The organism is Corynebacterium qintianiae (assembly GCF_011038645.2).
Lineage (GTDB): Bacteria > Actinomycetota > Actinomycetes > Mycobacteriales > Mycobacteriaceae > Corynebacterium > Corynebacterium qintianiae.
In genome coordinates this window covers 1,496,047-1,521,220 of record NZ_CP064955.1, presented here as the reverse complement: position 1 = coordinate 1,521,220, position 25,174 = coordinate 1,496,047, and the positions used below count along the sequence as shown (strand labels likewise).

Here is a 25,174-nt window from a genome sequence, read left to right as displayed (position 1 = left end):
TTTGGCGCGTCCCCGGATGGGGGCCAACTTTCGGTGGAGGGGTACTCGGGGGGTTGTGAGCTGCACCTCACCTCGGTGCCTTGGTGTACTGGGTGCTGTTTGGTGGCTGAGCCGTTAAGACCCCAGACCTGCGGGAAAGTGGAGCACCACAAGCTGGCCACTTCCTGGGTCAACCGGCAGGGGAGAGGTCGAGGCAGGATTTCCGAATAGGCCGCGCCAATGAACTATCCTGACTGGGTAGGAATGCTCTGGCATAAATGTGAGCGTTCGTTGGTTGAAGTGTGGACAGGAAGGCAGACACACGTGGAAAAGGAAAAGAACCGCAGCTTGGCCAAAAAGGCCGGCGTAGCGGGCTCGCTCCTGCTCGGAAGCTTCGCACTGACTGGTTGCGAGGTCGCTCCTCCGGCAGTGCTGGCTAACGTGCTCGACATGGGCTGGCCCGACCCGATCACCCCCGAGGGTGTGCAGATGTACAACTTCTGGGTGTGGGTCTGGGCTGCCGCGTGGACCATCGGCATCATCATGTGGGCCCTGTTCCTGGTGGCAATCTTCAAGTGGAACGCCAAGGCACAGGCCAAGAAAACCAGCGATGAGTTCCCGAAGCAGCTGCAGTACAACGTCCCGCTCGAGCTTGGGCTGACGATCCTGCCGATCATCATCGTCTTCATCCTGTTCTTCTTCACGGTCCAGGCGCAGACCAAGGCAGTCGCCTTGGACAAGGATCCCGAAGTCACCGTTGACGTCACGGCATTCCAGTGGAACTGGAAGTTCGGCTACGCACAGATCGGGGAGGAGCTTTCCCCGACGGGCCAGGAGTACGATGGCCTTGACGAGCAGCGCCAGGCAATCGCCGAGGAAACCAAGCTCGATCCCGAAGAAATGCCGAATGCCAACCCGATTCATGGCACCTCTATGGGTGATCAGTCGTACCTGAATTACAACCGCATCGAGACTCTCGGAACCACCGACGAGATCCCTGTTCTTGTTCTCCCGACCGACACGCCGATCGAGTTCCGCCTCGCATCCGGCGACGTAAACCACGCATTCTGGGTTCCGGAGTTTTTGTTCAAGCGAGATGTATATGCGCACCCGGAGTCGAACCAGCAGCAGCGCTCGTTCCAGATCGAGCGCATCGATCGCGAGGGTGCGTTCGTCGGCCGTTGCGCCGAGATGTGCGGTACCTACCACTCCATGATGAACTTCGAGGTGCGTGCGGTGTCCCCGGAGGACTTCCGTGCCTACATGGAGTTCCGCAACGACAACCCGGACGCAACCAACGCGCAGGCGCTGGAATCTATCGGCCAGGAGCCGTACGCGACAACGACGCGCCCGTTCAACTCTGACCGCACGGGCACCCGCGCCGGCCAGAACTTCACCGACCCTAACCAGAACGTCTAAGAAAGCGAGAGAAGATCAATGGGACCTGGCTCAAAAGTTTTCTATGGCTTGGGCACCTTCCTTGCCCTGATGGCAGTCTTCTACATCCTGGCCACCACCTGGATCGGCGATGACGCTTACCTGTTCGGTATCGAGTGGGTCGGAAGCGTCGGTCTCGTCCTCGCCACCGCCTTAGCGTTCATGCTCGCCGTTTACCTCGACTTTACCGAACGCCGCATGGACATTGTCCCCGAGGACTGGGAGGAGGCGGAGATCGAGGACGGCGCCGGTGTGCTGGGCTTCTTCTCGCCGCACTCCATCTGGCCGTTCGCCATGGCGAGCGCGATTCTCTTCCTCGGCCTCGGCCTCGCCTTCTGGCAGCTGTGGCTCGCCGCGATCGGTGCCGTGCTCCTGATCTGGACCACCACCCAGCTCAACCTGCAGTACGGTATTCCCCGCGAAAAGCACTAGCCGCTGCCGTTCACCGTTTTTCAAATCGCCCCTGCACCCGTCGGTGCGGGGGCGATTTCCCGTCGACGCGGAGGCAGGGGTCATCCGAAAGTTTGGTTACCGCGCAGGGGGAGCACTGCTAGGTGTGAGAACCGTCACCCCCGGGAACTTTGGCGGGCCGGTGGATGCGTGAATCGGGGCGTCGTCAAGCTTCTGCCGTGGGGGCCGACGGGCACTGCGGGCAGAGGTGGGCCGAATGACCTGCAACGATTACGGTCGGATGCGGCTGCTGGAAAGTTCCCGGCGGTGCAACAGAATTTCCGATAGCACAAGTGCAAGAGAAATAACGGCAGGTTGCAGCGATTCTGGCAGTGACTTTTCGGGGGTATCCGAGGTGACTTTCAGACCGAAAAGGGCGATAATCGCATGCGTGACGACCGCAATTACTAACCAAGAGATGGCGACACCGTCGAATCGTGTCCCCGTGCTGAACCGACCCAACATGGTCAGCGTGGGCACGATTGCGTTCCTCGCCCAAGAGTTGATGTTCTTCGCCGGGCTGTTCGCGATGTACTTCACGTCGCGTGCCAACGGCATGACCGCCGGAGACTGGGAGCACCAGACTTCGCACCTGAACGTTCTGTTCGGCCTGATCATCACGATCGTGCTGGTGCTGTCCTCCGTGACCTCGCAGATGGGCGTATTCGCCGCGGAACGGGGTGATGTGTACGGACTGCGTAAGTGGTTCGGCGTGACCATCCTCCTCGGCGTCGTGTTCCTCGGCCTCGTTGCCTTCGAGTGGAGTGAGATGGTCCACCACGGCATCACCCCGCAAGCGTCAGTGTATGGCTCGGTGTTCTACATCATCACCGGTTTCCACATGGCGCACGTGACCGCCGGCATTCTTGCCTTCGTCGTCGTGATGCTGCGTGTTGCGAAGTCGAAGTTCACGCCTGCACAGGCAACCGCCGCCATGGCGACGTCCTACTACTGGCACTTCGTCGACGTCATCTGGATCGGCGTCTTTGTCACTCTGTACCTCGTTCAGTAGGCGGTCGCTCGCTACACCGCGGGAAGACGCCAAGTAATTGACTCATAGTCGCTAAAGGGAACATGATGGAAAACACCCCAAAGAAGACGCGGAACCGCCGCAAGATGCGGCGCACTGTCGCAGGCGCGGCCGCGCTGACTTTCGGTCTGACCGGTGCCGGCTTCCTGGCCACCGCTCTGACCCCCAATGCCCAGGTGGCTACAGCTCAGCGCGACGAGCAAGCGCTGATTCAAGAAGGCAAGGACATCTACGATGTCGCCTGCATCACTTGCCACGGTGCGAACCTCCAGGGCGTTCAGGACCGCGGTCCGTCCCTGATCGGTACCGGAGAGGGCGCCGTCTACTTCCAGGTCAACTCTGGACGTATGCCGATGATGTCCAACGATGCACAGGCGGAGCGCAAGCGTCCCCGCTACACCGAATCCCAGGCTCTTGCCATGGCCGCGTATGTCGCCGCCAACGGCGGTGGCCCGGAGCTCGTTTACAACGAAGACGGCTCCTTGGCCATGGATGAGCTGCGCGGCAAGAGTTACGACGGTCAGATCGACGCGGTCGACGTGGCCCGCGGCGGTGAGCTGTTCCGTTTGAACTGCGCCTCCTGCCACAACTTCACCGGCCGCGGCGGCGCGCTGTCGTCCGGCAAGTACGCGCCTGAGCTGGATCCCGCTAACGAGCAGGAGATCTACCAGGCGATGTTGACCGGCCCGCAGAACATGCCCAAGTTCTCCGACCGCCAGCTCACCGCCGACGAGAAGAAGGACATCATCGCCTTCATCAAGTCCTCGAAGGAAACCCCGAGCCCGGGTGGCTGGGGACTCGGAGGACTTGGCCCGGTGTCTGAGGGTATGGCTATGTGGATTATCGGCGTCACCCTTGTCGCCGCCGCTGCAATCTGGATTGGATCGCGCTCATGAGCAATGAAGTGAAGAAGAATTACACCGATGCGGAACTTGACCGCATGAACAATGCGGAGCTTGCCGCCCTGGGCACCGAGCTTGACGACGTCACCGTCGCCTACCGCAAGGAGCGCTTCCCAGTAGAGGACGATCCCCGCGAGAAGTCGGCGGCAGCTGGCATCAACCTCTGGCTGATTATCTCGGTCCTCATGGGCCTCGCCTTCCTTGGCGTCTACCTGTTCTGGCCGTGGGAGCCGAAGTTCCACGGCGACGAAGGCCTGTGGATGTACACGCTCTACACCCCGCTGCTGGGGCTTACCTCCATGCTCGGCCTGGGATCACTCGGCATCGCCATCATCCAGTATGTGAAGAAGTTCGTTCCCGAGGAAATCTCGGTGCAGCGCCGCCACGACGGCCGCTCCAGCGAGCTCGACCGCCGCACGACGACCGCGCTGCTTAACGACGCTTGGGAGACCTCCACTCTCGGCCGACGCAAGGTCATGCAGGGTCTGCTCGGTGCGGCAGGCGTCATGGCGGGCCTGACCATCATCGCCCCGATGGGCGGTCTGATCAAGAACCCGTGGCGCCCCCGTCATGAGCTCAACTACCACGGTGACGGCACTTTGTGGACGCACGGTTGGACCAAGTTTGAGGAAGGCGTCAAGATTTACCTCGGCCGAGATACCGGCGCTATCGCCGAGCTGCATGAGGGTGAGGCCGGTAAGCACTACACCACCGCTGGCGTGTCCAGGCTCGTTCGTATGCGCCCGGAGGATCTCGCCGCGGCATCGATGGAAACCGTCTTCCCCCTTTATGAGGAGGACGTCAATGACGGCGATACATACGAGGCGACGCGCGACGTGTACGAGAACCACATGCACTCCCTGCACGGGCCGCGCAACGCGGTGATGCTCATCCGTCTCCGCACGGATGATGCCAAGCGCGTGGTCGAGCGCGAAGGGCAAGAGTCGTTCCACTACGGCGATTACTACGCCTACTCCAAGATCTGCACGCACATTGGTTGCCCGACGTCGTTGTACGAGGCTCAGACCAACCGAATCCTGTGCCCGTGCCACCAGTCCCAGTTCGATGCGCTGCACTACGGCAAGCCGATCTTCGGTCCGGCCGCGCGTGCTCTGCCGCAGCTTCCTGTGACAGTTGACGAAGAAGGTTACCTCGTTGCCAACGGAAACTTCATCGAGCCCGTTGGCCCGGCATTCTGGGAGCGTAAGTCCTAATGAGCACTAAACTTGCACAAGCCGCGGACAACATTGATTCGCGCTACACGGTCTCTGGTTTCCTGCGACCCCAGCTGAACAAGGTCTTTCCGACCCACTGGTCGTTCATGCTCGGAGAGATGGCGCTTTATAGCTTCATTATCCTGCTCTTGACAGGTATCTACCTAGCATTGTTCTTCGACCCGTCGATTACCAAGGTGATCTACGACGGGGGTTACTTGCCGCTTAACGGTGTCGAGATGTCACGTGCGTACGCGACGGCCCTCGATATTTCCTTCGAGGTGCGCGGCGGCCTCTTCGTCCGCCAGATGCACCACTGGGCCGCACTCATGTTCATGATGTCTATGTTCGCCCACATGCTGCGCATCTTCTTCACTGGCGCATTCCGCCGTCCGCGCGAGGCGAACTGGATCATCGGTGTAACCCTGATCCTCGTCGGCATGATCGAGGGCTTCATGGGCTACTCCCTCCCGGACGACCTGTTGTCCGGTGTGGGCCTGCGCATCATGTCCGCGATCATCGTCGGCATCCCGATTATCGGCACTTGGATGCACTGGGCCATCTTCGGCGGTGACTTCCCGTCGGACCTTATGCTCGACCGGTTCTACATCCTCCACGTGCTCATCCTGCCGGGCCTGATTCTGGCACTCGTCGCAGCTCACCTGTTGCTCGTCTGGTTCCAGAAGCACACCCAGTTCCCCGGGCCAGGTCGCACGGAAAACAATGTCGTAGGCATCCGCATCATGCCGGTCTTCGCTGTCAAGGCGATCGGTTTCATGTTCGTGGTTTTCGCCGTCTTGTCGGGTATGGCGGGCCTGACATCGATCAACGCCATTTGGAACCTCGGTCCCTACAACCCGTCCCAGGTCTCTGCAGGTTCCCAGCCGGACGTGTACATGCTCTGGACGGATGGCGCCGCCCGTGTCATGCCGGCATGGGAGCTCTACCTCGGCAACTACACCATCCCCGGTGCGTTCTGGGTGGCCCTCATGTGTGGCATTCTCGTGGCGCTGCTCTTCGCCTACCCGTTCATCGAGGCTGCTGTCACCGGCGACCGGGCGCATCACAACCTGTTGCAGCGCCCGCGCGACGTGCCCGTCCGCACCGGTATCGGTGTCATGGGTATCACCTTCTTCCTTCTTCTGACGATTTCCGGCGGCAACGACCACGTGGCCCACTTCTTCCAGATTTCGCTTAACGCGATGACCTGGTTCGGCCGCATCGGTCTGATCATCCTGCCTCCGCTGGTCTACTTCATCACCTACCGCATCTGCGTTGGTCTGCAGCGTTCGGATCGGGAGGTGCTGGAGCACGGCATTGAGACCGGTGTCATTAAGAAGCTTCCGAACGGCGCATTCGTGGAGATCCACCAGCCGCTTGGACCGGTCGACGAGCACGGCCATCCAGTCCCGCTGGACTACGCCGGTGCCCGCGTGCCAAAGCAGATGAACCAGCTTGGTTACTCGGATTCCGACACCATCGGCACCTTCTCCCCGGCGGAGCTTGGGGTCACCGAGCGCGTCCGCGCAGCTGAGGAGCGAAACCACCACGAGGAGGTTGAGACGCTGCGCGCCCTCGAGGCCTCCAAGGACGCGTCTGACCGCGACGCAACACCCCGCGATGGACGCAGTCACTAACGGCTGATTTCTGCTCGCAGTAGTAAAAGGAACCTTCCCAGACGGGAAGGTTCCTTTTTATATGAGGGGATAACACTGTCTATGTGTCGAAGATCACTGCTCGACCCTCGCGGTGGACACCGTACTCTTCGCTACCCGTGTGGTGTCTGCCGCCGGAACGGTGTAGCGGCATGTCAAGGGCACGAAATCCTACAACATGGCGGCTCAGCTAGAGCCGTGCTTGTTGACGGATCCACGATGGTTTTCTCCCAAAGTAGAAAATAACGGCGAGATAACGGATGTCGCATTGGACAATGGCCGTTGCAGTTTCGTAACCTACTCGAGACATTGCGGCAACGATCGTTGGATGCAAGTTACGACAGACAAGAACATATAACGCCGAGTCTCCCATGTTCGCGCCGCACAAGGCTGGGCGAACATGGGGGAGCCGGGGACCCAATGCAACGGCCCTCGGGCCGCACCTGGGGTAAATGCTCGCGAGGATGCCTACCACTCTGTGGGGCAAGGAGCGCGCAGGGCTTTTCTCAAGCCCCACCCGACAGCTAACCCGGTAGGCAAGAGAAGATATGGAGTAATCCCCGTGGCACAGCACCGTCGCCAGATCTCGTCCGCAAAACGTAATATCGCAGCGGCTTCCGCCGTAATCGCCGGCGCAACCCTTCTGGCCCCCGGCACCGCCAACGCGGCTGAAGTCCGCATCCCTAACTCTCCGGTTTCCGTCCAGGTGCCGGGCATCGAAAACGTTCCCGGCATCGCAGCCATCCCGGGTATCGACATGTGGATCCCCTCCCTGTCCGGACAGGACAGTGACGGCGACGTTGCCGCCGCTATTGCTGCGGTGAAGGCAATCCCGGGCGCTACTTCCGTCCCAGGTTTCTCGGCGTTCATTGCCGACGTGGAGAGCCGCTACGCCCCGGCCGCGACCCAGTACTCCGCCACAGCAGCCGCGCCGATCGAGGAAGTTGCTCCGGCAATCCAGGAGCCGTCCGCCGGCCAGAAGATCGTCGACATCGCTCGCTCCAAGATCGGCTCCCCGTACGTCTATGGTGCCGCAGGCCCGAGCGCATTTGACTGCTCCGGTTTCACCTCATGGGTTCACGCGCAGGCTGGTAAGTCCATCCCACGTACCTCCCAGGCGCAGGCATCCGCTGGCCAGCCTGTGGCACTGAGCGACATTCAGCCCGGTGACGTCGTCGTCTACTACGGCGGCGCGTCCCACGTTGCGGTCTACGCCGGCAACGGAACCATCATCGACGCGCTGAACTCCGGCATCCCAGTCGGTGAGCGCCCGCTGGACATGATGCCGATCCACTCCGTGGTTCGCTTCTAAGCTTCCCGCTTCCTCCCCGGCCGCGGCCCCGCAGCGGGCAACGCGGCCGGTTTTTTGTCCGCTCGATCGGCTTGAATCTGCGGGCTGGGGCGCTATAGTGAAGTAACAGTTTTATAAAGGTCATTTTCGGAAGGACACCGTGGGAAAGCACTCCCCCCCGCCGCGCAGGCGCGCCGCGCGCGCGTCGCTCGCTCTGGCCACCGCAGGCGCCGTGGTCGCAACCACCTTCACACCGGCCCATGCTGAGGACGTCGAGGCGCTGATCGAAGAACTCTCCGCAGTCTCCGACGAGGCTACCGCCAAGATGGAGGAGATCAAGGAGCTTGAAGTTCACATCGAGGATGCCCAGCGGGCGCTCGACGAGAGCACGCTAGCCGTCTCCGAGGCGCAGGCGAAGGCGGACGAGGCGCGATCCGCTCGCAAGGCTCAGCAGGTGGGCGTCAACGACGTCGCCGCCTCGACCTACCGCACCCTGCAGGTTGACAGCGTTGTGAACACCCTGGGCTCAGACACCCCGCAAGAAGTAATCGACAAAACTTCGTACCTCGGGTCCATCGCGCGCAGCCGCCAGAACCAGCTTGAGGATCTGCGTACTTCTACGCAGGACGTCATTGAGGCGGCCCGTGCGGCCGACGTAGCGAAGGCGGAGGCGCAGTACACTCGAGGGAAGCTGCAGGCTCAACGCGAGCAGCTTGAGGCGGAGCGCGAGGATATTGAAAAGCGGATCCAGGAAGTTGAGAGTCGTGTCGACGCGCTCTCGCCCGAGGCTCGGATCGCCTGGATGAACCAGGCCAACCCGATCTCGTCAGACCGGCTCGACCCGAACGTGTTCGGTGCCGGAATTACCGGCGCGGCGCTCGCGCAGCTGGGCAAACCGTACGGGTGGGGTGCGGCGGGCCCCGACTCCTTCGACTGTTCAGGGTTGATGGTGTGGGCGTACGCGCAGAACGGCAAGTCCATTCCCCGCACCTCCCAGGCCCAGCTCGCCGGGGGCACTCCGGTTCCGGTGTCAGACCTGCAGCCCGGTGACATCATCGGGTACTACCCGGGAGTCACCCACGTGGGCATGTACATCGGAAACGGGCAGGTCGTGCACGCCTCCGACTACGGAATCCCGGTGCAGGTCGTGCCTTTGAACTCGATGCCAGTGCAAGGGGCAGTCCGCTACTAGCATGCCGGTTCTGCTGGTCACCAATGATTTCCCGCCCACCGTGGGTGGGATTCAATCGTACGTGCGGGACTTCGCCGACGAGTTCGTCCGCCGCGCGGGCGCGGCCGAGCTGGTTGTGTTCGCGTCAACGCAGGATGAGAAGGCCGCGGAAGAATGGGACGCTGCGGCACCTTACACCGTGGTGCGCTGGCCCCGTCGGCTCATGCTGCCCACGCCCGCCACCGTCAGGCGGATGCGGCGCATCATCCGTGAACACGGCATAGACACGGTCTGGTTCGGAGCGGCCGCGCCGCTCGCCGTGATGGGCCCGGCTGCGAAACGCGCCGGAGCTGAGCTGGTGGTGGCCTCCACGCACGGCCACGAGGTGGGTTGGTCGATGCTGCCGGGGGCGCGCCAGGTTCTCACCGCCATCGGTCGCGGCACCGATACCGTGACTTTCATCTCCGACTACACCCTGCGCCGGTTCCGCCGCGCGTTCGGCGCGGGGGTGGAGTTCGTGGCGTTGCCATCGGGCGTCGATAAGCGATTCTTCCGTCCGCTCGACAACGCCGAGCGGGTTGCGGTACGCGCGGAGCTCGGGGTAGGTGGGGATCCACTTGTGGTGTGCGCGTCGCGGCTGGTGCGGAGAAAGGGCCAAGACACGCTTATCGACGCCCTCCCGGACGTCCTCGCTGAATTCCCCGCCGCGCGCCTCATTATCGTGGGTTCTGGCCCGTACGAGCGTCTCTTGAGGCGACGCGCCAAGGCGCTGGGGGACTCGGTGATGTTTACGGGCCCGGTGCCGCGGGAGGATCTGCGCGACATCGTCGGCGCGGCGGATGTATTTGCCATGCCTGCGCGCACGAGGGGCGCGGGCCTGGACGTCGAGGGGCTCGGCATCGTCTACCTGGAGGCACAGGCGTGCGGGGTGCCCGTTGTCGCCGGTAATTCCGGCGGTGCACCGGAGACGGTGACACCGAACACCGGGATCGTGGTCGACGGGCGGGACGCATCGGCCGTGGCAGGCGCGGTTGCGGAGCTGCTGGGCGACCCTGCGCGGCGCCGCCTGATGGGAGAGCGCGGCCGCGAGCATGTGGTGCGCAACTTCTCCTGGGAGACCCTGGGTGACAGGTTGTTCAGTCTTCTGCGCCCGACGGGTTAACATTGTTGGCTATGCTTTCGGAATCCCACGGCTCGCCGCTCACGGTCGGCTTCGACATCGGCGGAACGAATACCCGCGCCGGGGTGGTGACAGGCGACGGGGACATCATTGACTCCCGCTCGACCGACACTCCGCACGACGCGGATGAGCTGACCGCAGCGATCACGGGATTGGTGGCGGATTTGCGCCGCGACCACAAGGTGGCCGCGGTGGGTGTCGCCCTCGCCGGCTTTCTCGATCCCGATTGCGAGAAGGTCCGCTTCGCTCCGCACCTGCCGTGGCGCAACGACGCGCCGGTTAAAGCCATCCTCGAAGACGCGATCGGGCTTCCTGTGCGTCTCGAGCACGATGCGAACTCGGCGGCATGGGGTGAGTACCGCTTCGGCGCGGCCCGCGAGGCCGATACGTGGGTGTTCTTCGCCGTCGGAACCGGTATCGGTGCGACCCTGATGCACCGCGGTGAGATTTACCGCGGTTCTTTCGGCACCGCGCCCGAGTTTGGTCACTTAACGGTCGTGCCGGGCGGTCGCGTGTGTTCCTGCGGCAAGCACGGCTGCCTGGAGCGCTATGCTTCCGGCACGGCCCTAGTGGATACCGCCGTGGAGGTTGCCTCGGCCGGCGGGTACAAGGGGTGCGGGCTCTACCGTGCGGTGGTGGACAAGCGGGCGAGCGGGCACGACGTGATGGCGGCCGCGCGGCGCGGGGATCCTCTGGGCCGGGCGGCCGTCGCTACGTTCGCGGATTGGCTCGGTCAAGGCCTGTCGATCGTCGCGGATGTCTTAGACCCCGAGCTCATTGTGCTAGGCGGGGGAGTCAGCAGCGACGCGGACCTCTTCCTCGACCGCGCCCGGGAAGCCATGGCCCACGACATCGTTGGGGCTGGATACCGCCCGCTGCCAAAGCTTTTGTGTGCCGAACGAGGACCCGATGCAGGTATGCTCGGTGTGGCCGATTTGGCTCGTGAACTGGCTGAGGAAAGAGACAAAGCATGCTGAACAAGTGGTACGTGGTGTTCAAAGCAATCATGGGCCCCCCGCTTTTGCTGTGGAACCGCCCCACTGTTGAGGGCGCGCACAACGTTCCGCGCAAGGGCTCAGCAATCCTCGCCTCTAACCACCAGGCGGTAATGGACTCGTTTTACCTTCCGCTAATGTTGTGGCGCCAGATAACGTTTCCTGCCAAAAAAGAGTATTTCGCCTCGCCAGGGTTGTTCGGCGCGGTACAGCGCTTCTTTTTCACCGCAGCGGGACAGATCCCCGTGGACCGCGGAGAGGCCGCGGCCGCGGCCGACCTGGACCGCGCGGCCAAAGAGGTCTTCGACCAAGGCAGGCTGCTGGGTTTTTATCCGGAGGGCACCCGGTCCCCGGACGGACGGTTGTACAAGGGGCGGACGGGAATGGCGCGCATCGCCATGAAGCACAACGTGGATGTCATCCCGGTTGCCATGATTGACACGCGCGAGGCCAACCCCATCGGCACGTTTATTCCGCGGCCACGGCGGGTGAGGATAAAAATCGGCGAGGGCATCAGCCCCCATGAGTGGGCGCGGGAGAACGGTTATGAGCCGAACTCGCGGGAGGTGATGCGCCCGTTCACCGACTTCGTGATGCAAAAGTTGCAGGATTTGAGCGGGTACCCGTACGTGGACATGTACGCCTCCGAGGTAAAGAAGTCCCTCGAGGAGGGCCGCGGTTACCCCGAAGGCGCGAAGCCCGAAGCATTGTAAATAGGATTGTTCGACATGGACCGAGATCTCCTCACCCGCGTCGCGCTGTGCTGCGTGCTCGTCGCCGCCGTGCTCATTGCCTCCCAGACGGGGCGCTTCATGAACGTGGTCGCCCCGCTCGCGGTGGTCGGCGTGGCCGTCGTGATGTTCTGGCCGCGCCATCGCGGCGGGCACGACGCTGCGCCCGCCGACCCAATCGACCGGAACGACCGGGCGTGAGCCGGGTGCGATTCTTCTACGACACCGAGTTCATCGAGGACGGCACGACCATCGATCTGGTCTCGATCGGCATTGTGGCCGAGGACGGACGCGAGTACTACGCTGTGTCCACGGACTTCGAGGCGCCGAAAGCCAACCGCTGGGTGCGCGACAACGTGCTTGACAAACTCCCCAGCCCCGCAAGCGCGGAATGGAAATCGACATCCGCGATCAGGCAGGACGTTCTGGAGTTCCTGACCGCGGGAACGGGGGAGCCGGAGCTGTGGGCGTGGGTGGGGGCGTACGACCACGTCGTGCTCGCCCAGCTGTGGGGTGACATGAGCGGGTTGCCCAAGGCGCTACCGCGGTTTACCCGCGAGCTCAAGCAATACTGGGAGATGGCGGGCAGGCCCAAGCTGCCGAGCTTGCCCAAAGGCAACCACGATGCGCTTGTCGACGCCCGCCACAACCTAGCGAAGTTCAAGGTCTGCCGCGAGATTTTACCCTTGGACAAGACTGGCCGGGTTTCCACGCGGCGGGAGGAGGATTCCACCCAGTGAATTGGTCTCCGCGTGACCTGGGGTTTCAAATGTCCCTCTCGCGTGCTAGAACTTAAGGGGTGAGTTGGACTATCGACATCCCCAAAGACGTTCTGCCTGATCTCCCTCCGCTGCCGGGAGACCTGAACGAGAGGTTCCAGGACGTCATCTCGCGCGACGCCAAGCAGCAGCCGACATGGGACTCGAACGAGGCCGGTTACGTCCGCAAGATCCTCGAGTCCGTCCCGCCCGTCGTGCTCGCGCCCGAAATCGAGGTGCTCAAAGAGCAGCTTGCCGACGTCGCCCTGGGCAGGGCGTTCCTCCTCCAGGGAGGCGACTGCGCCGAGACCTTTGAGTCCAACACCGAGCCTCACATCCGCGCCAACGTGCGCACGCTGCTGCAGATGGCGGCGGTGCTGACGTACGGTGCGTCGATGCCGGTGGTGAAACTGGGCCGCATCGCGGGCCAGTACGCCAAGCCCCGCTCGTCCGACCTAGACGCTAACGGCCTTCCCAATTACCGCGGTGACATTGTCAACGGGGTCGAACCGACTCCGGAAGCCCGCCGCCACGACCCCGCGCGCATGGTCCGTGCCTACGCAAACGCCTCCGCGGCGATGAACCTGGTTCGAGCGCTGACGTCTTCGGGCACAGCGGACCTGAACCACATCAACGATTGGAACCGCCAATTCGTCGCGGCCTCGCCGGCCGGGGCACGCTACGAGGCCCTTGCCCGGGAAATTTCCCGCTCACTCGCGTTCATGAACGCCTGCGGTGTCAACGACGAGCATCTGCGCACCAGTGAGATTTACGCTTCCCACGAGGCGCTGCTTGTTGACTACGAGCGTGCCATGCTCCGTCTGGCTGAGGACAGCAAAGGCGAGACCAAGCTCTACGACCTCTCCGCTCACCAGCTCTGGATCGGCGAGCGCACTCGCGGCATGGATGACTTCCACGTCAACTTCGCCGCCATGATCAACAACCCGATCGGAATCAAGCTCGGCCCGAAGGTGACGCCCGAAGAGGCCGTGGCCTATGCGGACAAGCTCGATCCGAACCGCGAGCCGGGGCGACTGACCATGGTGATCCGCATGGGCCACGACAATGTCCGCCGCGTGCTGCCGGGCATCGTCAACGCCGTCGAGGCGTCGGGCCACAAGGTGGTCTGGCAGTCCGACCCGATGCACGGCAACACCTTCACCGCCTCGAACGGGTACAAGACCCGCCATTTCGACAAGATCATCGACGAGGCACAGGGCTTCTTTGAGGTCCACCGCGAGCTGGGGACGCACCCGGGTGGAATCCACATCGAGCTCACCGGCGAAAACGTCACCGAATGCCTCGGCGGCGCTCAAGACATCACCGACTTGGATCTGCCCGGCCGCTACGAGTCCGCCTGTGACCCGCGCCTCAACACCGAGCAGGCCCTCGAGTTGGCCTTCCTCGTTGCCGAGATGCTGCGTTACTAGCGCCTAACGGGTCCCGCTAACTCCCCGCCTCACACGATGAGGGCGGGGAGTTCGCCGTACTTGCCCGAGCCAAACCACCACGATCCGACGGCGACTGCCGCGACGAGCAGCGCCGCGATTGCCACGAAGATTGTCGTGGCCAGCGCATTGCGGTTACTTACAGGCTTGGGAGGTGCCGGCCGTGGGGCGACCTGCTGAGCCGGATCGCGCGGAGCAACGCGCGCGGGAACCGGGGGAGCGGTTACCGGCCGCACAGGGGGTGCCAGCGGCGCGGGGGTCGCGCCCACCACCCGGGTGCTTCCCGCGGGTTCATCGGGAAACAAGCGCTCCTCGAACGCTCGTGCAGCCGGCTCGGGCGGGGGTGTATTCAGCGCGGTCACCGACGTCGGGTAAGCGGCGGCCCGGTTCGCCGCCGAATTGGTGGGGACGGGGACGACGTAGTCGGGGAGGTTCAACTCCCGGGCAACGTCGTCGAGCGCGGCCAGGAACTCGGCGGCGTCCTCGAACCGATCGCGGGGGTTTCTGGAGGTGGCGGTGGCCACCAGCTCGTCGAAAAGCTTTGGCACACCCTCAATGCGTGACGACGCCGCCGGTACATCCCGGCTCAAGCGCGCGTACGCGTGGGCCAGAGGGGTGTCCCCGGAGAACGGGACGGTGCCCGTCAGCAGCTCGAACAGAACGATGCCGGCTGAGTAGACGTCGGACGCCTGCGTCATGGAACTGCCGTCGACCTGCTCGGGGGAGAGGTAGCTGACGGTGCCGACGATCTGGTCCGTCGAGTGAGATGAGTCAGCCGCGGCGCGCACGAGGCCGAAGTCCGCGAGCTTGACCCGGTGGTCCGAGTTGATCAGGATATTGTCCGGCTTGATGTCGCGGTGAACCATGCCCTTGCGGTGCGCAATGGACAGGCCGGTCAGCGTTGCACGCATCACCACAGCCGCAGCGTGGGGTGGCATCGGGCCACGCTCCGCGAGAAGCTCTCGCAAAGTGCCGCCGGTGATGAGCTCCATGATGAGAAAGACCTGGTCGCCCTCGTGTGAGAAGTCGTAGACGTTGACCAGGTTGGGGTGCGACAGCTGAGCCATCGCGCGCGCCTCGCGCTGAAAGCGGCTGAGAAAGATGCGGTCGTGCACGTAACGCTCGTCCATCACCTTGGCGGCGACCTCGCGGCCGAGGCGCGCGTCGAGGCAGCGGTACACCGTGGACATGCCGCCGCGGGCGATCGGGCGGTCGATCACGTAGCGGTTGTCCAGGTAGTCACCCACGGCGAGCTGAGTCATGTAGTCCAGTATGGTCGACGCACACTACTGGGGGCCAACCCGCATTCGTCGCGCGGGTAAGGTGTCCTATGTGACTACGCCGAACATTGACCTAGATAGCTTGCTTGCCGACGAAGAGCTCATGCCCTTGCCGGATGTCGCCGAATACCTCGATGTCCCCGTCACTAAGGTGCACGACCTCATCGGCGCCCACAAGCTGCTGGTCTACCGCAGGGACGGTGTCAAGTACGTCCCCTCTCTGCTGCTCGGCGAGGGCGGTGAGCTATCCAAGTTCGTCGGGGGAGCAATCATGGTGCTCCACGACGGCGGCTACGGTGAAGACGAGATCCTCCACTACCTGTTCACCCCGGACGAATCACTTCCCGGGCGGCCCGTGGACGCGCTCCACGGGCACGGCGCACGCGAAGTGATCAGGCGCGCGCAGGCGATGGCGTTTTAGCGCCCGCCGCCACCCGCGGGTATACCCATTCCGCCGCCACCCACGCGGACACGGCTGCCACGAGAAGAAACCAGCCGTCGTAGAAGCGGTGGTTGCCGCCGCCGGTGAACGCGAGCGCGGTGACAACTGAGAGGAAAACGGTTAGCCTGCGCACCCACGTCGGGGTGCTGAAGGTGCCGAGCAGCGTCAGCAGCGAAGCGTAGTACCACGGGAACGTCACCGCGTTGGTGACGAAGGCGACCGCGTACGCGCACGCGATGCCTGCGACCGCCTCCCGGTCTTTGCGCCGGAACACAAACCACGTCAGAGCCAGCCCCGCGAGCATGAGCACGGAACCGATCGTGCGCGCCAGCGTGAGCGCGGCGTTGTAACGGAAGTGTTCGTTGAAAAGCTGGGCGAATGGAGTGAACGCATCTGCGACGAGGGTCGGCCCTGCGAGGGGGTTGACCACTTTGGAGTTGCCGGAGATTTCCGCAACCCATCCCCAGGACGAACCGGAGAGCAGAGTCACGGCAGCCAAAACGAGCATGGTCAACGCCACGGACCCGGCGCCGACGAGCAGGAACACTCCGAAGTTGCGGGCCCGGCTGTGCTGCTCGCTGCGGCGGCGGTTGTACGCCATCCACACGACGAACGGCAGCGCGATCGCTGCGGTGGCTTTCAGCGACACCGCGAGGCTGATCAGCGCGATTCCCGCGACGAAGCGGTTGCGCAGGCACAACACCAGCCCGACGCTGACGAGGCCCACCATGACCGCCTCGTTGTGCATCCCGCCGATCATGTGTAGAAGCATCACCGGGTTGGCCACCCCGAGCCACAGGGCGAGGGCCGGGTTGCCGCCGAGGGAGGTCGCGATGCGCGGCACGGCCCAGATAACGGCCAGGAACCCGGCGAGGGTGATGAACTTGTACACGACGAGGCCGAGCGTCACGTTGTCACCGACGATGCCGGTGACCCGTTCACCGATCCACAAGTGCAGCGGGCCGTAGGGCGTTGTGGTGTTGCGCCAGTCGTGGCTGACCTCGTAGAGGTACGGGCCGGGGTTGACCGCGGCCCCTTCGGTGTAGGGGTCGAAGCCGTCGCGAAGCATCGCGCCCTGCATGAGGTAGGAGTACACGTCGCGGGAGAGCACCGGCGCGGCGAAGGCAAGCGCCAGCGTCCACAGCCACGTCGCGCGCTCGACCGCAGTCGAAGCCGCGCGCTGCCGTGTCAGGTCGCGCCCGAGCCATACCCACGCCCCAACGAGCCCGCCGATTCCGACCGTGAGTATCACGTCCATGATCGAGCGGCCGTGGCCGAACATGAGGTGGCCCAGGCCGAGCTCGCGCAGGACCCCGCCACGGTTGCGGGTGGCACCCGCGCCGAAGGAGCCGATGGCAACCATGAGCCCGGCGACGAACCCGAGCCAGACGGATCTAGGCACGGCGCTTGGTGGCGCGGATGGCCAGGTCGCGCAGCGTCTCCGCAACCGCGCCGTCGATTCCCGCCTCGCTGATCCGCGCGAGACCAGATGCGGTCAGGCTCGTTATCCGCTTTTCGACGTCCTCCACAGCGCCGCTGGATTCCACCAGCGCCGCCAGCTGGTTCAGTTCATCCGGGTCCGTCGCGCGGCCGACGCGCGAGCGCAGCAACTCGGCCGCCTCGGGATTGGTGGAGTCGAGGCGGGCCAGGGCTGTGGCGAACAGTACGGTGCGCTTGCCTTCCCGCAAGTCGTCGCCTGCGGGTTTGCCGGTCACGGTCTCGTCACCGAACACGCCAAGCAGGTCGTCGCGAAGCTGGAAGGCGATCCCGATGTCGCGGCCGTACCCGCGGAAGGCTTCGACCGTCGCCGCAGGTGCCCCGGCGAGCGCCGCGCCGAGGTGGAGCGGGCGCTCGATGGTGTACGCGGCGGTTTTATAGCGGTTGACCTTGTCTGCCATATCCACGGACTCGTCGGCTGCCGCCTCGAGGGCGATGTCCAGCAGCTGGCCCCCGATGACCTCGGTGCGCATACCGCGCCACGGCTCCGCAGCGCGGTGCAGAGCCGCCTCGCTCACACCCGAGTAGCGCCACATGTCCTCCGCCCAGATCAGGGCGAGATCGCCGATGAGGATGGAAGCGTTGCGGCCGTAAACTGCGGCATCGCCGAACAGGTTGCTGCTGCGGTGGCTGGCCTCGATAGCGCGGTGCACGGTGGGGTTGCCGCGGCGGGTGTCGGAGGCGTCGATGATGTCGTCGTGAATTAGCGCGCAGGCCTGGATGAGTTCGAGCGAGCTGACCGCACGAAGGACGGCTGCCGGATCCTCCGACTGTGTGCCACCGGCGCCGATGAAACCTGCCCACGCGTAGAGCGGGCGGATACGCTTTCCCCCGCCGAGGACGAAATCGCGCAGGTGCGCGGCCGATTCGGCGACGGGCGCCCCGATCTTCTCCACGTCGGGCCGGCGTTCGTCGAGGAATGTCTCCAGCGCGCGCTCGACTTGGGCGGGGATGTCAGACAGACGCGACGCACCCTCCGTGGTTTGACTCGGATTCACGGCCACGACTACCTCCACGTGCCTTCAAGCGTCAGAATTGTTCCACACCAACCCTACCCGGCAGGATCGAGCGGCAATTCGCGGCCCAGAATGGCGAATGGGCGGGCATCGCCTGTGTATAGGAAGTCGCGCAGGATGTCCGCGAAACCGAGCTTGCGGTACAGGCCGAAGGCGTTATTGGATTCGTTGGGGACCTCGGGCGTGGAGAGGAGGGCCCACCGCGCAGGAGCGTTCCATAGCAGCTCGGTAAGCAGAGATCGTCCGATGCCTGCCCCCTGGCGGGAGGGGTCCACATGCACCTCCGCTACCTCGAAGTAATTGTTCATCATCTCCCGGTGTTGGGTAGTCGGGCCGCCGTGACGGCGTAGGCCCTGCAGTAGCTGCTGGTCCCACCAACGGTCTCTGCTACCGAGGAAACCGTACGCGATACCGACGATGCGCTCCTCGCCACCGTCAACCTCGACGGCCACCACTGCCGTGAACCCCGGCCAGACAATTTCCCTGCGCCACACCGCAATTCGTTGCATCCGGATCTCGGGGTTGTAACCCATTGCTGAGAGGTAGATGTCGACGAGGTCGGGGGCTAGGAGAACGAACTCGGGCCCGCTGAGGCGGCGAATGGACACAGTCACGCCTCTATGGAACCACGCGCGCTCGCCTAGGTGTGCGGATTCCAGCGAATCGGACCTAAAGGCGAACATATGTTCTAACGCTGAGTGTTGCATGTCGAACGTGCGTTTTAGTCTGTGGCCAACAAAAGAGTAAACCTACAAGCTGGGAGGCAACCCCATGAACAGCATCGTGTCAGCAACCACCAACTCCGTTCTCGGTTCCGGCGCCGGCATGTCGCAGCGCGACGCATTTCTTAGTTCCGCGTACGCTCTTCTCGCCCAGGCGAAGGAGGATTTCGACCTAGGGGCGTTCGATGTGGCCCTGGAGAATTCGTATCGCGCGGCATTGCGGGTGGCAGGGTCGGTCAACGCCGATTCGCCAGTCATACAGAAGCGAAAGCGGTTACCCACGAGCGCGTGGGAGAAGCTCGCCCTAACCTCGGACCGCGGTAAGGAATGGGCGGCGGCGTTCTCGGCGTACTCCCGGGAACGCGGCCGCGTTGTCTCCGGTATCGAGGCCAACCCAGACCCTCACGCGGTCCGGACTCTCATCGAGTTGACGAGCCAGTTCCTGGAGGACTCGACTCCTGGGGTGACCGGGGTAACGCTGGTGGCGTGATCGGAAGTGTGCTGTCTGCGGGGAAGCGCGCGACGGTCAGGAACAATCTGGATACACTCTCCGTTATATAAGGTGTAGAGAAAGCTTGAGTCACCCCAACGGTAGAGCTGGAGAGAAACACAGTGTCCCTTTCGGAGCAGGAACAGCGCACCCTTCGCGAGATTGAGCAGTCGCTCCTCGCTGAGGACCCTAAGTTTGGCAACCGAGTGCCGAGCGGCGCTGGCCTGGCGGGTCCAAACGGTGGTGGCCAGCTGACGATGCGCAGTGCGGCGCTTATGATCTTCGGGTTAGCGCTACTGATCGGTGGTGTCGCCTTGGCGACAGTCAACGTGTGGTTGGTCGCCCTCAGCGTAATCGGGTTCGCCGTCATGTTCGCAGGCGGCGTCATGGCCCTCAAATCGCCGTCGCGCGGACCAGTCGTCTCCGGGCGTCCGGCACCTCGGGTGGAGCGATCCGCCCGAACCTCCAAGATGGAGGAGAACTTCAAGCGTCGCTTCGAGGGGCAGTAGCGCCCCACCACACTCTTAAACCCGCCCGGTATCGCTGGGCGGGTATTTTTGTGCCCCACTTTCCGCCACCCGACGCTCCCACTTTCACCTACTTTGTACGTGCCCATGACCAAGTTCTGCGCTCGGTGGAGTCCGACGTGTTTTTTCTGTAATTAGCTGAGGAAAAAATCGTGCGATGGGGTTAATGATGTGCGCGAAGTGGCGGGAAAACAGCACTGGTTGGTTCGGCCTCCCACAAGTATTTTGCGAGTTAACCTGCGGTTTTTCTAAAATTTGGGGGACACGTGTGCCCTAGTGTGGAAAAAGTGGGGGAAAGTGGGATAGAGTGGGGCGTAGCGGAGAGGCGTGGAGGCATTCTGACTACGTGCTGACGCGAATCGCCGCCCGGAAAATTGAACAACCGTAGTCGCAGAGTGAAGGAAGGTGGGCTCCGGATGTTTCTGGGTACCTACACTCCCAAGCTCGACGACAAGGGGCGCCTGACGCTGCCCGCCAAGTTCCGCGAGGACCTGGCGGACGGGTTGATGGTGACCAAGGGGCAGGACCACTCGTTGGCGGTCTATCCCCGCGAGGAGTTTGCGGCACGCGCCCGTAAGGCGGCCGCAGCTTCGCGCACGAACCCCAAGGCGCGCGCCTTTATCCGAAATCTGGCTGCCAGTGCGGATGAGCAAACGCTGGACGGTTCCGGTCGCATCACGCTGTCACCTGCGCACCGCGACTATGCGCACCTGTCAAAGGAGTGCGTGGTCATCGGTTCAGTCGATTTTTTGGAGATCTGGGACGCGCAGTCCTGGGCCGACTACCAGCAAGAAACCGAGGCCGCCTTCGCGGCGGCCGATGACGACGACATTCTCTCCGGTCTGTTGTAGGACTGACTACCCGACAAGCAGGCACGACTACGGAGAGCGTGTACGGACTCTGTCCGGGGCGTGAAGCGTTCTGGTGTACTTCCCCGACATCAGAACAGCCGCCTCGGGCAGGGCCCTATACGTTCCCCACATGGACAACAACGCGCGGCGGCACACTGAAGGGGGTGGATCCGGTGGCACAAGCAGGCAACGATGCGTCCAAGACATCCGGCATTGCGGACATGGACTTCGGGCTGAAGCCCAACCATGGGCACGTCCCCGTCATGCGCGACCGCATGGCAGACCTCCTCGCCCCAGCGATTGAGGCGTTCGGCGCTGACGCCGTGATCGTCGACGGCACCCTCGGTGCCGGCGGGCACACCGAGCATTTCCTCGACACGTTTCCCCTCGCCTGCGTTATCGGCGTGGACCGCGATCCAGCGGCCCTGCGAGACGCGTCGAACAGGCTCGGCCGTTTCGGCGATCGGTTCGTGGGAGTGCAGGCGCGTTTCGACGAGATCGGCAACGCGATCGATGAGGGAAAGGGGCCCGTGTTCGACAAGGCGCGAACCGCCGGTATCGCGGGTGCACTGTTCGACCTCGGTGTTTCTTCGATGCAGCTGGACCAAGAGGAACGCGGTTTCGCATACCGGGTCGACGCGCCCCTCGACATGCGGATGGATCCCACAACCGGAATCACCGCCGCCGACGTGCTTAACACCTACAGTCACGGTGACCTCGCGCGGATCCTCAAAACCTACGGTGACGAACGCTTCGCCGGCAAGATCGCGTCCCACGTCCTCAAGGAACGAGAGAAAGAACCGTTTACGCGAAGCGGGCGCCTGGTTGAGCTCATCTACCAGGCGATTCCGGCCGCTACCCGCCGTACCGGTGGCCACCCGGCCAAGCGAACGTTCCAGGCCCTGCGCATCGAGGTCAACCAGGAGCTCGACGCGCTTGAGAACGTCATCCCCGTGATCACGGACGCGCTCGGCTCATCCGGCCGTGTGGTGTTTATGAGTTACCAGTCGCTCGAAGACAAGATCGTCAAGACCGCGCTGAACGCCCTGAGCACCTCGACCACGCCGGCCGGGTTGCCAATGGATCTCCCCGGCACCGCAGCCGGGTTCCGGTCTATCACCAGCGGGGCAGAGAAGGCCTCGGAGGCCGAAATCGAGCAGAACTCTCGAGCTGCCCCGGTGCGTGTCCGGGGCGTCGAGAAGCTTTCCCACCCCAGCCCGTAACCGACCCGCAGCGAACGCAGACAATGAAAGGCACACACGCCATGGGAGCAAGCCGAGACCTCACCGCAGGCGCCCGTTCGGGCACGACCACCCTCGAGCGGCCCGCCGTGCGCAGGACGCGCCCCGCCCAACCCCGCACCCCAGGGGTGGACCAGCCCGTTCAGGCGCCCCGGCGCTATGCGCCGCATGCGCTGCACCCGCGCAACACGCAGGGTTCCGGGCGTCTCGGGTCGAGGCAGGTCGTCTCGGTCCGCGGACGCCGCGTGGGTGAGGTCAACGAGGTTAAAAGGAAGTTCTCCGCGGTCACCGCAATAGCTATTCCTCTCCTCATCCTCGGTGTCATCATTGCGATGTACCTCTCGGGGTTGTCCACGACGCAGTCCTTCGCCGTTCAGGAGCTCCAGGCACGCGAGCGCCAGCTGAACAATGAGGTCGAAACCCTCAACCGCGACCTGGAAAACCTGCAGTCATCGGCCGGCATCGCCGAACAGGCCGCGCAGGCCGGAATGGTCGTTTCCCACGTACCGGGGATTCTCGCCGTCGACGCGGAGGGAACGGTGCACGAGGAGCGGGCCTTCAACCCCGAGGCGACGCAGAAGATGACCGATGTGACCGCGGCCGAGGGCGAGCGCGCACGGGAAGACCGCGCAACGAGCGACCGCGCGGCCACCGCGCAGGTGGGCCGCAACCTCACCGAGTTGCCGGGCGGCAACGTGCTCGGGCAAGAGAACGGGGACACCGCTGCGCCGGCGAACTCCGGCGCCCCGGTGGAGAACCTCGCCCCCTACGCCCCGCGTATCCCGTCCGCGCAGTAGTGGGCCTTTGTCGCCGCCACTGGTGTGGCGGACACAGGGACGGGTCCCGCTAGCGGGCAATATGTAGTGCGTCAAGTATCGTCCCCGGGACGTAAAAGTACAGCGAGGCAGGTGACTTCAGGGTCGTGAACAATTCCAGCACCCGCGTTGCGGAGTCGCAAAAGGCAGTCACGAGGCGCCGGTCGCGGCTGATCGCGGCCGCATTCCTCGCCGCGGCGACACTGCTGGTGGGCAGGCTCGCGTGGGTGCAGATCGCCTGGGGTCCGGAGTTGCAGCAGCAGGCCGAGGCGCAGCGCGCCCGTGTGTATGTCGAACCGGCACGCCGCGGCGACATCGTTGACCGCGCAGGCAACCAGCTGGCGTACACGATGCAGGCGAGGTCTCTGACGGTATCCCCGGTCCTGCTGCGCAAGGAGTTGCGTGAGCAGCAGGAGCTGCAGATGAGTGTCGATGGGCTGTCCCGTGAAGCTATCGACGCCCAGGTCGACGCCCGCGTCGAGGATGTGCTGCGGACCATGGCGAACGAGATCCCAAAGATGATCGAGGGCGCCCACGCCGTCAACGGGGCGCAGGACGAGGACGGGGAAAAGGCCCGCGAAAACCGGGTGAGCTCCAAGGACATCCTTGACAAGCTCCACGCCGACAGCAATTACGAGGTCCTCGTCCGCAACGTCGACCCCGATGTCGCCGCTGAGGTGGCCAAGGATTTCCACGGCGTGGCCGCTGACCACCAGGACATCCGCCAGTATCCGAACGGCGCGGTCGGTGAGAACATCGTGGGCAAGGTGTCCATGGACGGACAGGGCCAGTTCGGCCTCGAGGCGTCCAGCGACAGCGTCCTCACCGGTATCAACGGCCGCTCCACCGAGGACGTCTCCGCCGACGGACAGTCGATTCCGGGCACGCTTCGCGACGCCGTCCCGGCCGTCGACGGGTCCCATGTCAAGCTCACCATCGACGTCGACCTTCAGACATTCGTGCAGCGCACGCTCGAACAGGCGAAGGCGAACTCCCTGGCCAAGGATGCTGAGGCTGTCGTGCTCGACGCCCACACCGGTGAGGTGCTCGCCATGGCGAATACCGGGACCGTCGACCCGAACGGCAACCTGGAGAAGCAGCTGGCTCAAGGGCGCAGTTTCGACAACTACGCCATTTCCCACCCGTACGAACCGGGCTCCGTGGCGAAGATCATCACCGCCGCCGCGGCGATCGAGGAGGGGCTGACGAACCCCCAAGAGGTGCACCAGGTCCCGGGTTCGATCGACATGGCGGGTGTGACCGTCAAAGACGCCTGGGTGCACGATGTCGCGCCTTACACCACTGCCGGCATCTTCGGTAAGTCCTCCAACGTGGGCACTCTGCAGCTCGCGCAGCGCATCGGTGAAGAAAAGTTTGCCGAATACCTCGACCGCTTCGGCATCGGGCAGACCACGGGCATCGAGCTGCCCAACGAATCCCCAGGCTTGCTGCCCGTAGTGGAGCAGTGGTCGGGGGGCACCTTCGCCAACCTGCCCATCGGCCAGGGCATGAGCTGGACGACGCTGCAGATGGCGAGCGTGTACCAGGCGCTTGCCAACGGAGGTGAGCGCGTAGAACCCCGCATTATCTCGGAAGTGGTCGGCCCGGATGGGCAGGAAGTCCCGGCTGAACCGGCCAAGCGCACCCGCGTGGTTAGCGAGGAGACTGCCCGCACCACGGTGGACATGTTCCGGTCCACCTTCCAGCAGGACCCGATGGGGGTGAACTCGGGCACCGCGCAGGGCAACGGCATTGAGGGCTACCAGCTTTCCGGCAAGACGGGCACCGCGCAGAAGGTGAATCTCGAAACCGGCGCGTACTCCCAGAGCCAGTTCTGGATCACGTTTGCCGGAATCGCGCCCGCCGACGACCCGAGGTTCGTCGTGGCGGTGATGCTCGACGAGCCGCAGCGCGGCCCACTCGAGGGCGGGGCGGGCGGGCAGTCCGCGGCGCCGGTGTTCCGGGAGATTTCGTCCTGGCTGATCAACCGCGAGAATATTGCGCAGAGCCCACCGGCAGAGCCGTTCGTTCTGGAACAGCGGTAAAGCGCAG

Annotated in this window: 25 protein-coding genes and 1 riboswitch; of the genes, 21 read left to right on the top strand and 4 right to left on the bottom strand. The window is 63.9% G+C overall.

Annotated features, from left to right (window positions below):
* Positions 1 to 303: 303 nt before the first annotated feature.
* From ctaC to G7Y29_RS07370, 14 genes are all read left to right on the top strand, one after another.
* Positions 304 to 1,398, top strand: coding sequence for an aa3-type cytochrome oxidase subunit II (ctaC, locus tag G7Y29_RS07435; RefSeq protein WP_165002661.1), 1,095 nt, complete (start codon positions 304 to 306; stop codon positions 1,396 to 1,398).
* Positions 1,399 to 1,416: 18 nt separating this feature from the next.
* Positions 1,417 to 1,848: an aa3-type cytochrome oxidase subunit IV gene (gene ctaF / locus G7Y29_RS07430; RefSeq protein WP_165002660.1), complete on the top strand. Its 432-nt coding sequence runs from the start codon at positions 1,417 to 1,419 to the stop codon at positions 1,846 to 1,848.
* 409 nt (positions 1,849 to 2,257) lie between these two features.
* Positions 2,258 to 2,878 carry an aa3-type cytochrome oxidase subunit III gene (gene ctaE / locus G7Y29_RS07425; RefSeq protein WP_196820132.1) on the top strand — a complete coding sequence of 207 codons (621 nt, stop codon included), beginning with the start codon at positions 2,258 to 2,260 and terminating at the stop codon, positions 2,876 to 2,878.
* A 65-nt stretch (positions 2,879 to 2,943) separates the two neighbouring features.
* On the top strand, positions 2,944 to 3,792 hold the full coding sequence (qcrC, locus tag G7Y29_RS07420; RefSeq protein ID WP_165002799.1) for a cytochrome bc1 complex diheme cytochrome c subunit: 849 nt from the start codon (positions 2,944 to 2,946) through the stop codon (positions 3,790 to 3,792).
* The gene (qcrA, locus tag G7Y29_RS07415) at positions 3,789 to 5,012 is read left to right on the top strand and encodes a cytochrome bc1 complex Rieske iron-sulfur subunit (RefSeq protein WP_165002659.1); all 1,224 of its coding nucleotides are present in this window, start codon (positions 3,789 to 3,791) and stop codon (positions 5,010 to 5,012) included. Before qcrC ends, qcrA begins: the two co-directional genes overlap by 4 nt.
* Positions 5,012 to 6,649 (top strand): cytochrome bc1 complex cytochrome b subunit, encoded by a 1,638-nt coding sequence (qcrB, locus tag G7Y29_RS07410; protein WP_165002658.1) that lies wholly within the window; start codon positions 5,012 to 5,014, stop codon positions 6,647 to 6,649. The genes qcrA and qcrB overlap by 1 nt, the downstream gene beginning before the upstream one ends.
* Before the next feature lie 366 nt (positions 6,650 to 7,015).
* A riboswitch (cyclic di-AMP (ydaO/yuaA leader) is annotated at positions 7,016 to 7,217 on the top strand.
* A 12-nt stretch (positions 7,218 to 7,229) separates the two neighbouring features.
* A complete protein-coding gene (locus G7Y29_RS07405) occupies positions 7,230 to 7,979 on the top strand; it encodes a C40 family peptidase (protein ID WP_165002657.1) in 750 nt (249 codons plus the stop codon).
* Positions 7,980 to 8,118: 139 nt separating this feature from the next.
* A complete protein-coding gene (locus G7Y29_RS07400; protein ID WP_165002656.1) occupies positions 8,119 to 9,150 on the top strand; it encodes a C40 family peptidase in 1,032 nt (343 codons plus the stop codon).
* A gap of 1 nt (position 9,151) precedes the next feature.
* On the top strand, positions 9,152 to 10,291 hold the full coding sequence (locus G7Y29_RS07395; protein ID WP_165002655.1) for a glycosyltransferase family 4 protein: 1,140 nt from the start codon (positions 9,152 to 9,154) through the stop codon (positions 10,289 to 10,291).
* 11 nt (positions 10,292 to 10,302) lie between these two features.
* Positions 10,303 to 11,286, top strand: a complete 984-nt coding sequence (locus G7Y29_RS07390; RefSeq protein WP_165002654.1) for an ROK family protein — start codon at positions 10,303 to 10,305, stop codon at positions 11,284 to 11,286.
* Positions 11,280 to 12,017 carry a lysophospholipid acyltransferase family protein gene (locus tag G7Y29_RS07385; protein WP_165002653.1) on the top strand — a complete coding sequence of 246 codons (738 nt, stop codon included), beginning with the start codon at positions 11,280 to 11,282 and terminating at the stop codon, positions 12,015 to 12,017. Before G7Y29_RS07390 ends, G7Y29_RS07385 begins: the two co-directional genes overlap by 7 nt.
* A 15-nt stretch (positions 12,018 to 12,032) precedes the next feature.
* Positions 12,033 to 12,236, top strand: a complete 204-nt coding sequence (locus G7Y29_RS07380) for a hypothetical protein (protein ID WP_165002652.1) — start codon at positions 12,033 to 12,035, stop codon at positions 12,234 to 12,236.
* Positions 12,237 to 12,241: 5 nt separating this feature from the next.
* Positions 12,242 to 12,775 carry a polyadenylate-specific 3'-exoribonuclease AS gene (locus G7Y29_RS07375; RefSeq protein ID WP_165002797.1) on the top strand — a complete coding sequence of 178 codons (534 nt, stop codon included), beginning with the start codon at positions 12,242 to 12,244 and terminating at the stop codon, positions 12,773 to 12,775.
* A gap of 59 nt (positions 12,776 to 12,834) precedes the next feature.
* On the top strand, positions 12,835 to 14,223 hold the full coding sequence (locus G7Y29_RS07370; RefSeq protein WP_165002651.1) for a class II 3-deoxy-7-phosphoheptulonate synthase: 1,389 nt from the start codon (positions 12,835 to 12,837) through the stop codon (positions 14,221 to 14,223).
* Positions 14,224 to 14,252: 29 nt separating this feature from the next.
* On the opposite strand, the gene G7Y29_RS07365 is transcribed toward G7Y29_RS07370, so the two are convergent.
* Positions 14,253 to 15,503: a protein kinase domain-containing protein gene (locus G7Y29_RS07365; RefSeq protein ID WP_165002650.1), complete on the bottom strand. Its 1,251-nt coding sequence runs from the start codon at positions 15,501 to 15,503 to the stop codon at positions 14,253 to 14,255.
* A 70-nt stretch (positions 15,504 to 15,573) separates the two neighbouring features.
* Here G7Y29_RS07365 and G7Y29_RS07360 point away from each other — a divergent pair, with 70 nt between their 5' ends.
* Positions 15,574 to 15,942, top strand: coding sequence for an Rv2175c family DNA-binding protein (locus G7Y29_RS07360; protein ID WP_249399720.1), 369 nt, complete (start codon positions 15,574 to 15,576; stop codon positions 15,940 to 15,942).
* On the opposite strand, the gene G7Y29_RS07355 is transcribed toward G7Y29_RS07360, so the two are convergent.
* The 3 genes from G7Y29_RS07355 to G7Y29_RS07345 are packed head-to-tail and all read right to left on the bottom strand — an operon-like array spanning position 15,914 to position 19,090.
* Entirely contained in the window at positions 15,914 to 17,365 is a 1,452-nt protein-coding gene (locus tag G7Y29_RS07355; protein WP_165002648.1) for an alpha-(1->6)-mannopyranosyltransferase A, read from the bottom strand. The two genes, G7Y29_RS07360 and G7Y29_RS07355, sit on opposite strands and share 29 nt — an antisense overlap.
* On the bottom strand, positions 17,358 to 18,464 hold the full coding sequence (locus G7Y29_RS07350) for a polyprenyl synthetase family protein (RefSeq protein WP_196820131.1): 1,107 nt from the start codon (positions 18,462 to 18,464) through the stop codon (positions 17,358 to 17,360). Before G7Y29_RS07350 ends, G7Y29_RS07355 begins: the two co-directional genes overlap by 8 nt.
* 47 nt (positions 18,465 to 18,511) lie before the next feature.
* Positions 18,512 to 19,090 carry a GNAT family N-acetyltransferase gene (locus G7Y29_RS07345; protein ID WP_165002647.1) on the bottom strand — a complete coding sequence of 193 codons (579 nt, stop codon included), beginning with the start codon at positions 19,088 to 19,090 and terminating at the stop codon, positions 18,512 to 18,514.
* Positions 19,091 to 19,247: 157 nt separating this feature from the next.
* Between G7Y29_RS07345 and G7Y29_RS07340 the strand changes: the two genes are divergently transcribed.
* The 6 genes from G7Y29_RS07340 to G7Y29_RS07315 all read left to right on the top strand — a co-directional run bounded on the left by G7Y29_RS07340 (position 19,248) and on the right by G7Y29_RS07315 (position 25,167).
* Positions 19,248 to 19,688 carry an SAV_6107 family HEPN domain-containing protein gene (locus G7Y29_RS07340; protein ID WP_165002646.1) on the top strand — a complete coding sequence of 147 codons (441 nt, stop codon included), beginning with the start codon at positions 19,248 to 19,250 and terminating at the stop codon, positions 19,686 to 19,688.
* 122 nt (positions 19,689 to 19,810) lie between these two features.
* The gene (locus G7Y29_RS07335) at positions 19,811 to 20,197 is read left to right on the top strand and encodes a DUF3040 domain-containing protein (RefSeq protein ID WP_165002645.1); all 387 of its coding nucleotides are present in this window, start codon (positions 19,811 to 19,813) and stop codon (positions 20,195 to 20,197) included.
* A gap of 434 nt (positions 20,198 to 20,631) precedes the next feature.
* On the top strand, positions 20,632 to 21,066 hold the full coding sequence (gene mraZ, locus G7Y29_RS07330; RefSeq protein WP_165002644.1) for a division/cell wall cluster transcriptional repressor MraZ: 435 nt from the start codon (positions 20,632 to 20,634) through the stop codon (positions 21,064 to 21,066).
* 221 nt (positions 21,067 to 21,287) lie between these two features.
* Positions 21,288 to 22,289 (top strand): 16S rRNA (cytosine(1402)-N(4))-methyltransferase RsmH, encoded by a 1,002-nt coding sequence (rsmH, locus tag G7Y29_RS07325; protein WP_165002794.1) that lies wholly within the window; start codon positions 21,288 to 21,290, stop codon positions 22,287 to 22,289.
* Positions 22,290 to 22,330: 41 nt separating this feature from the next.
* Positions 22,331 to 23,104, top strand: a complete 774-nt coding sequence (gene ftsL / locus G7Y29_RS07320) for a cell division protein FtsL (RefSeq protein WP_165002643.1) — start codon at positions 22,331 to 22,333, stop codon at positions 23,102 to 23,104.
* 125 nt (positions 23,105 to 23,229) lie between these two features.
* Positions 23,230 to 25,167 carry a peptidoglycan D,D-transpeptidase FtsI family protein gene (locus G7Y29_RS07315; RefSeq protein WP_165002642.1) on the top strand — a complete coding sequence of 646 codons (1,938 nt, stop codon included), beginning with the start codon at positions 23,230 to 23,232 and terminating at the stop codon, positions 25,165 to 25,167.
* Positions 25,168 to 25,174: the final 7 nt, after the last annotated feature.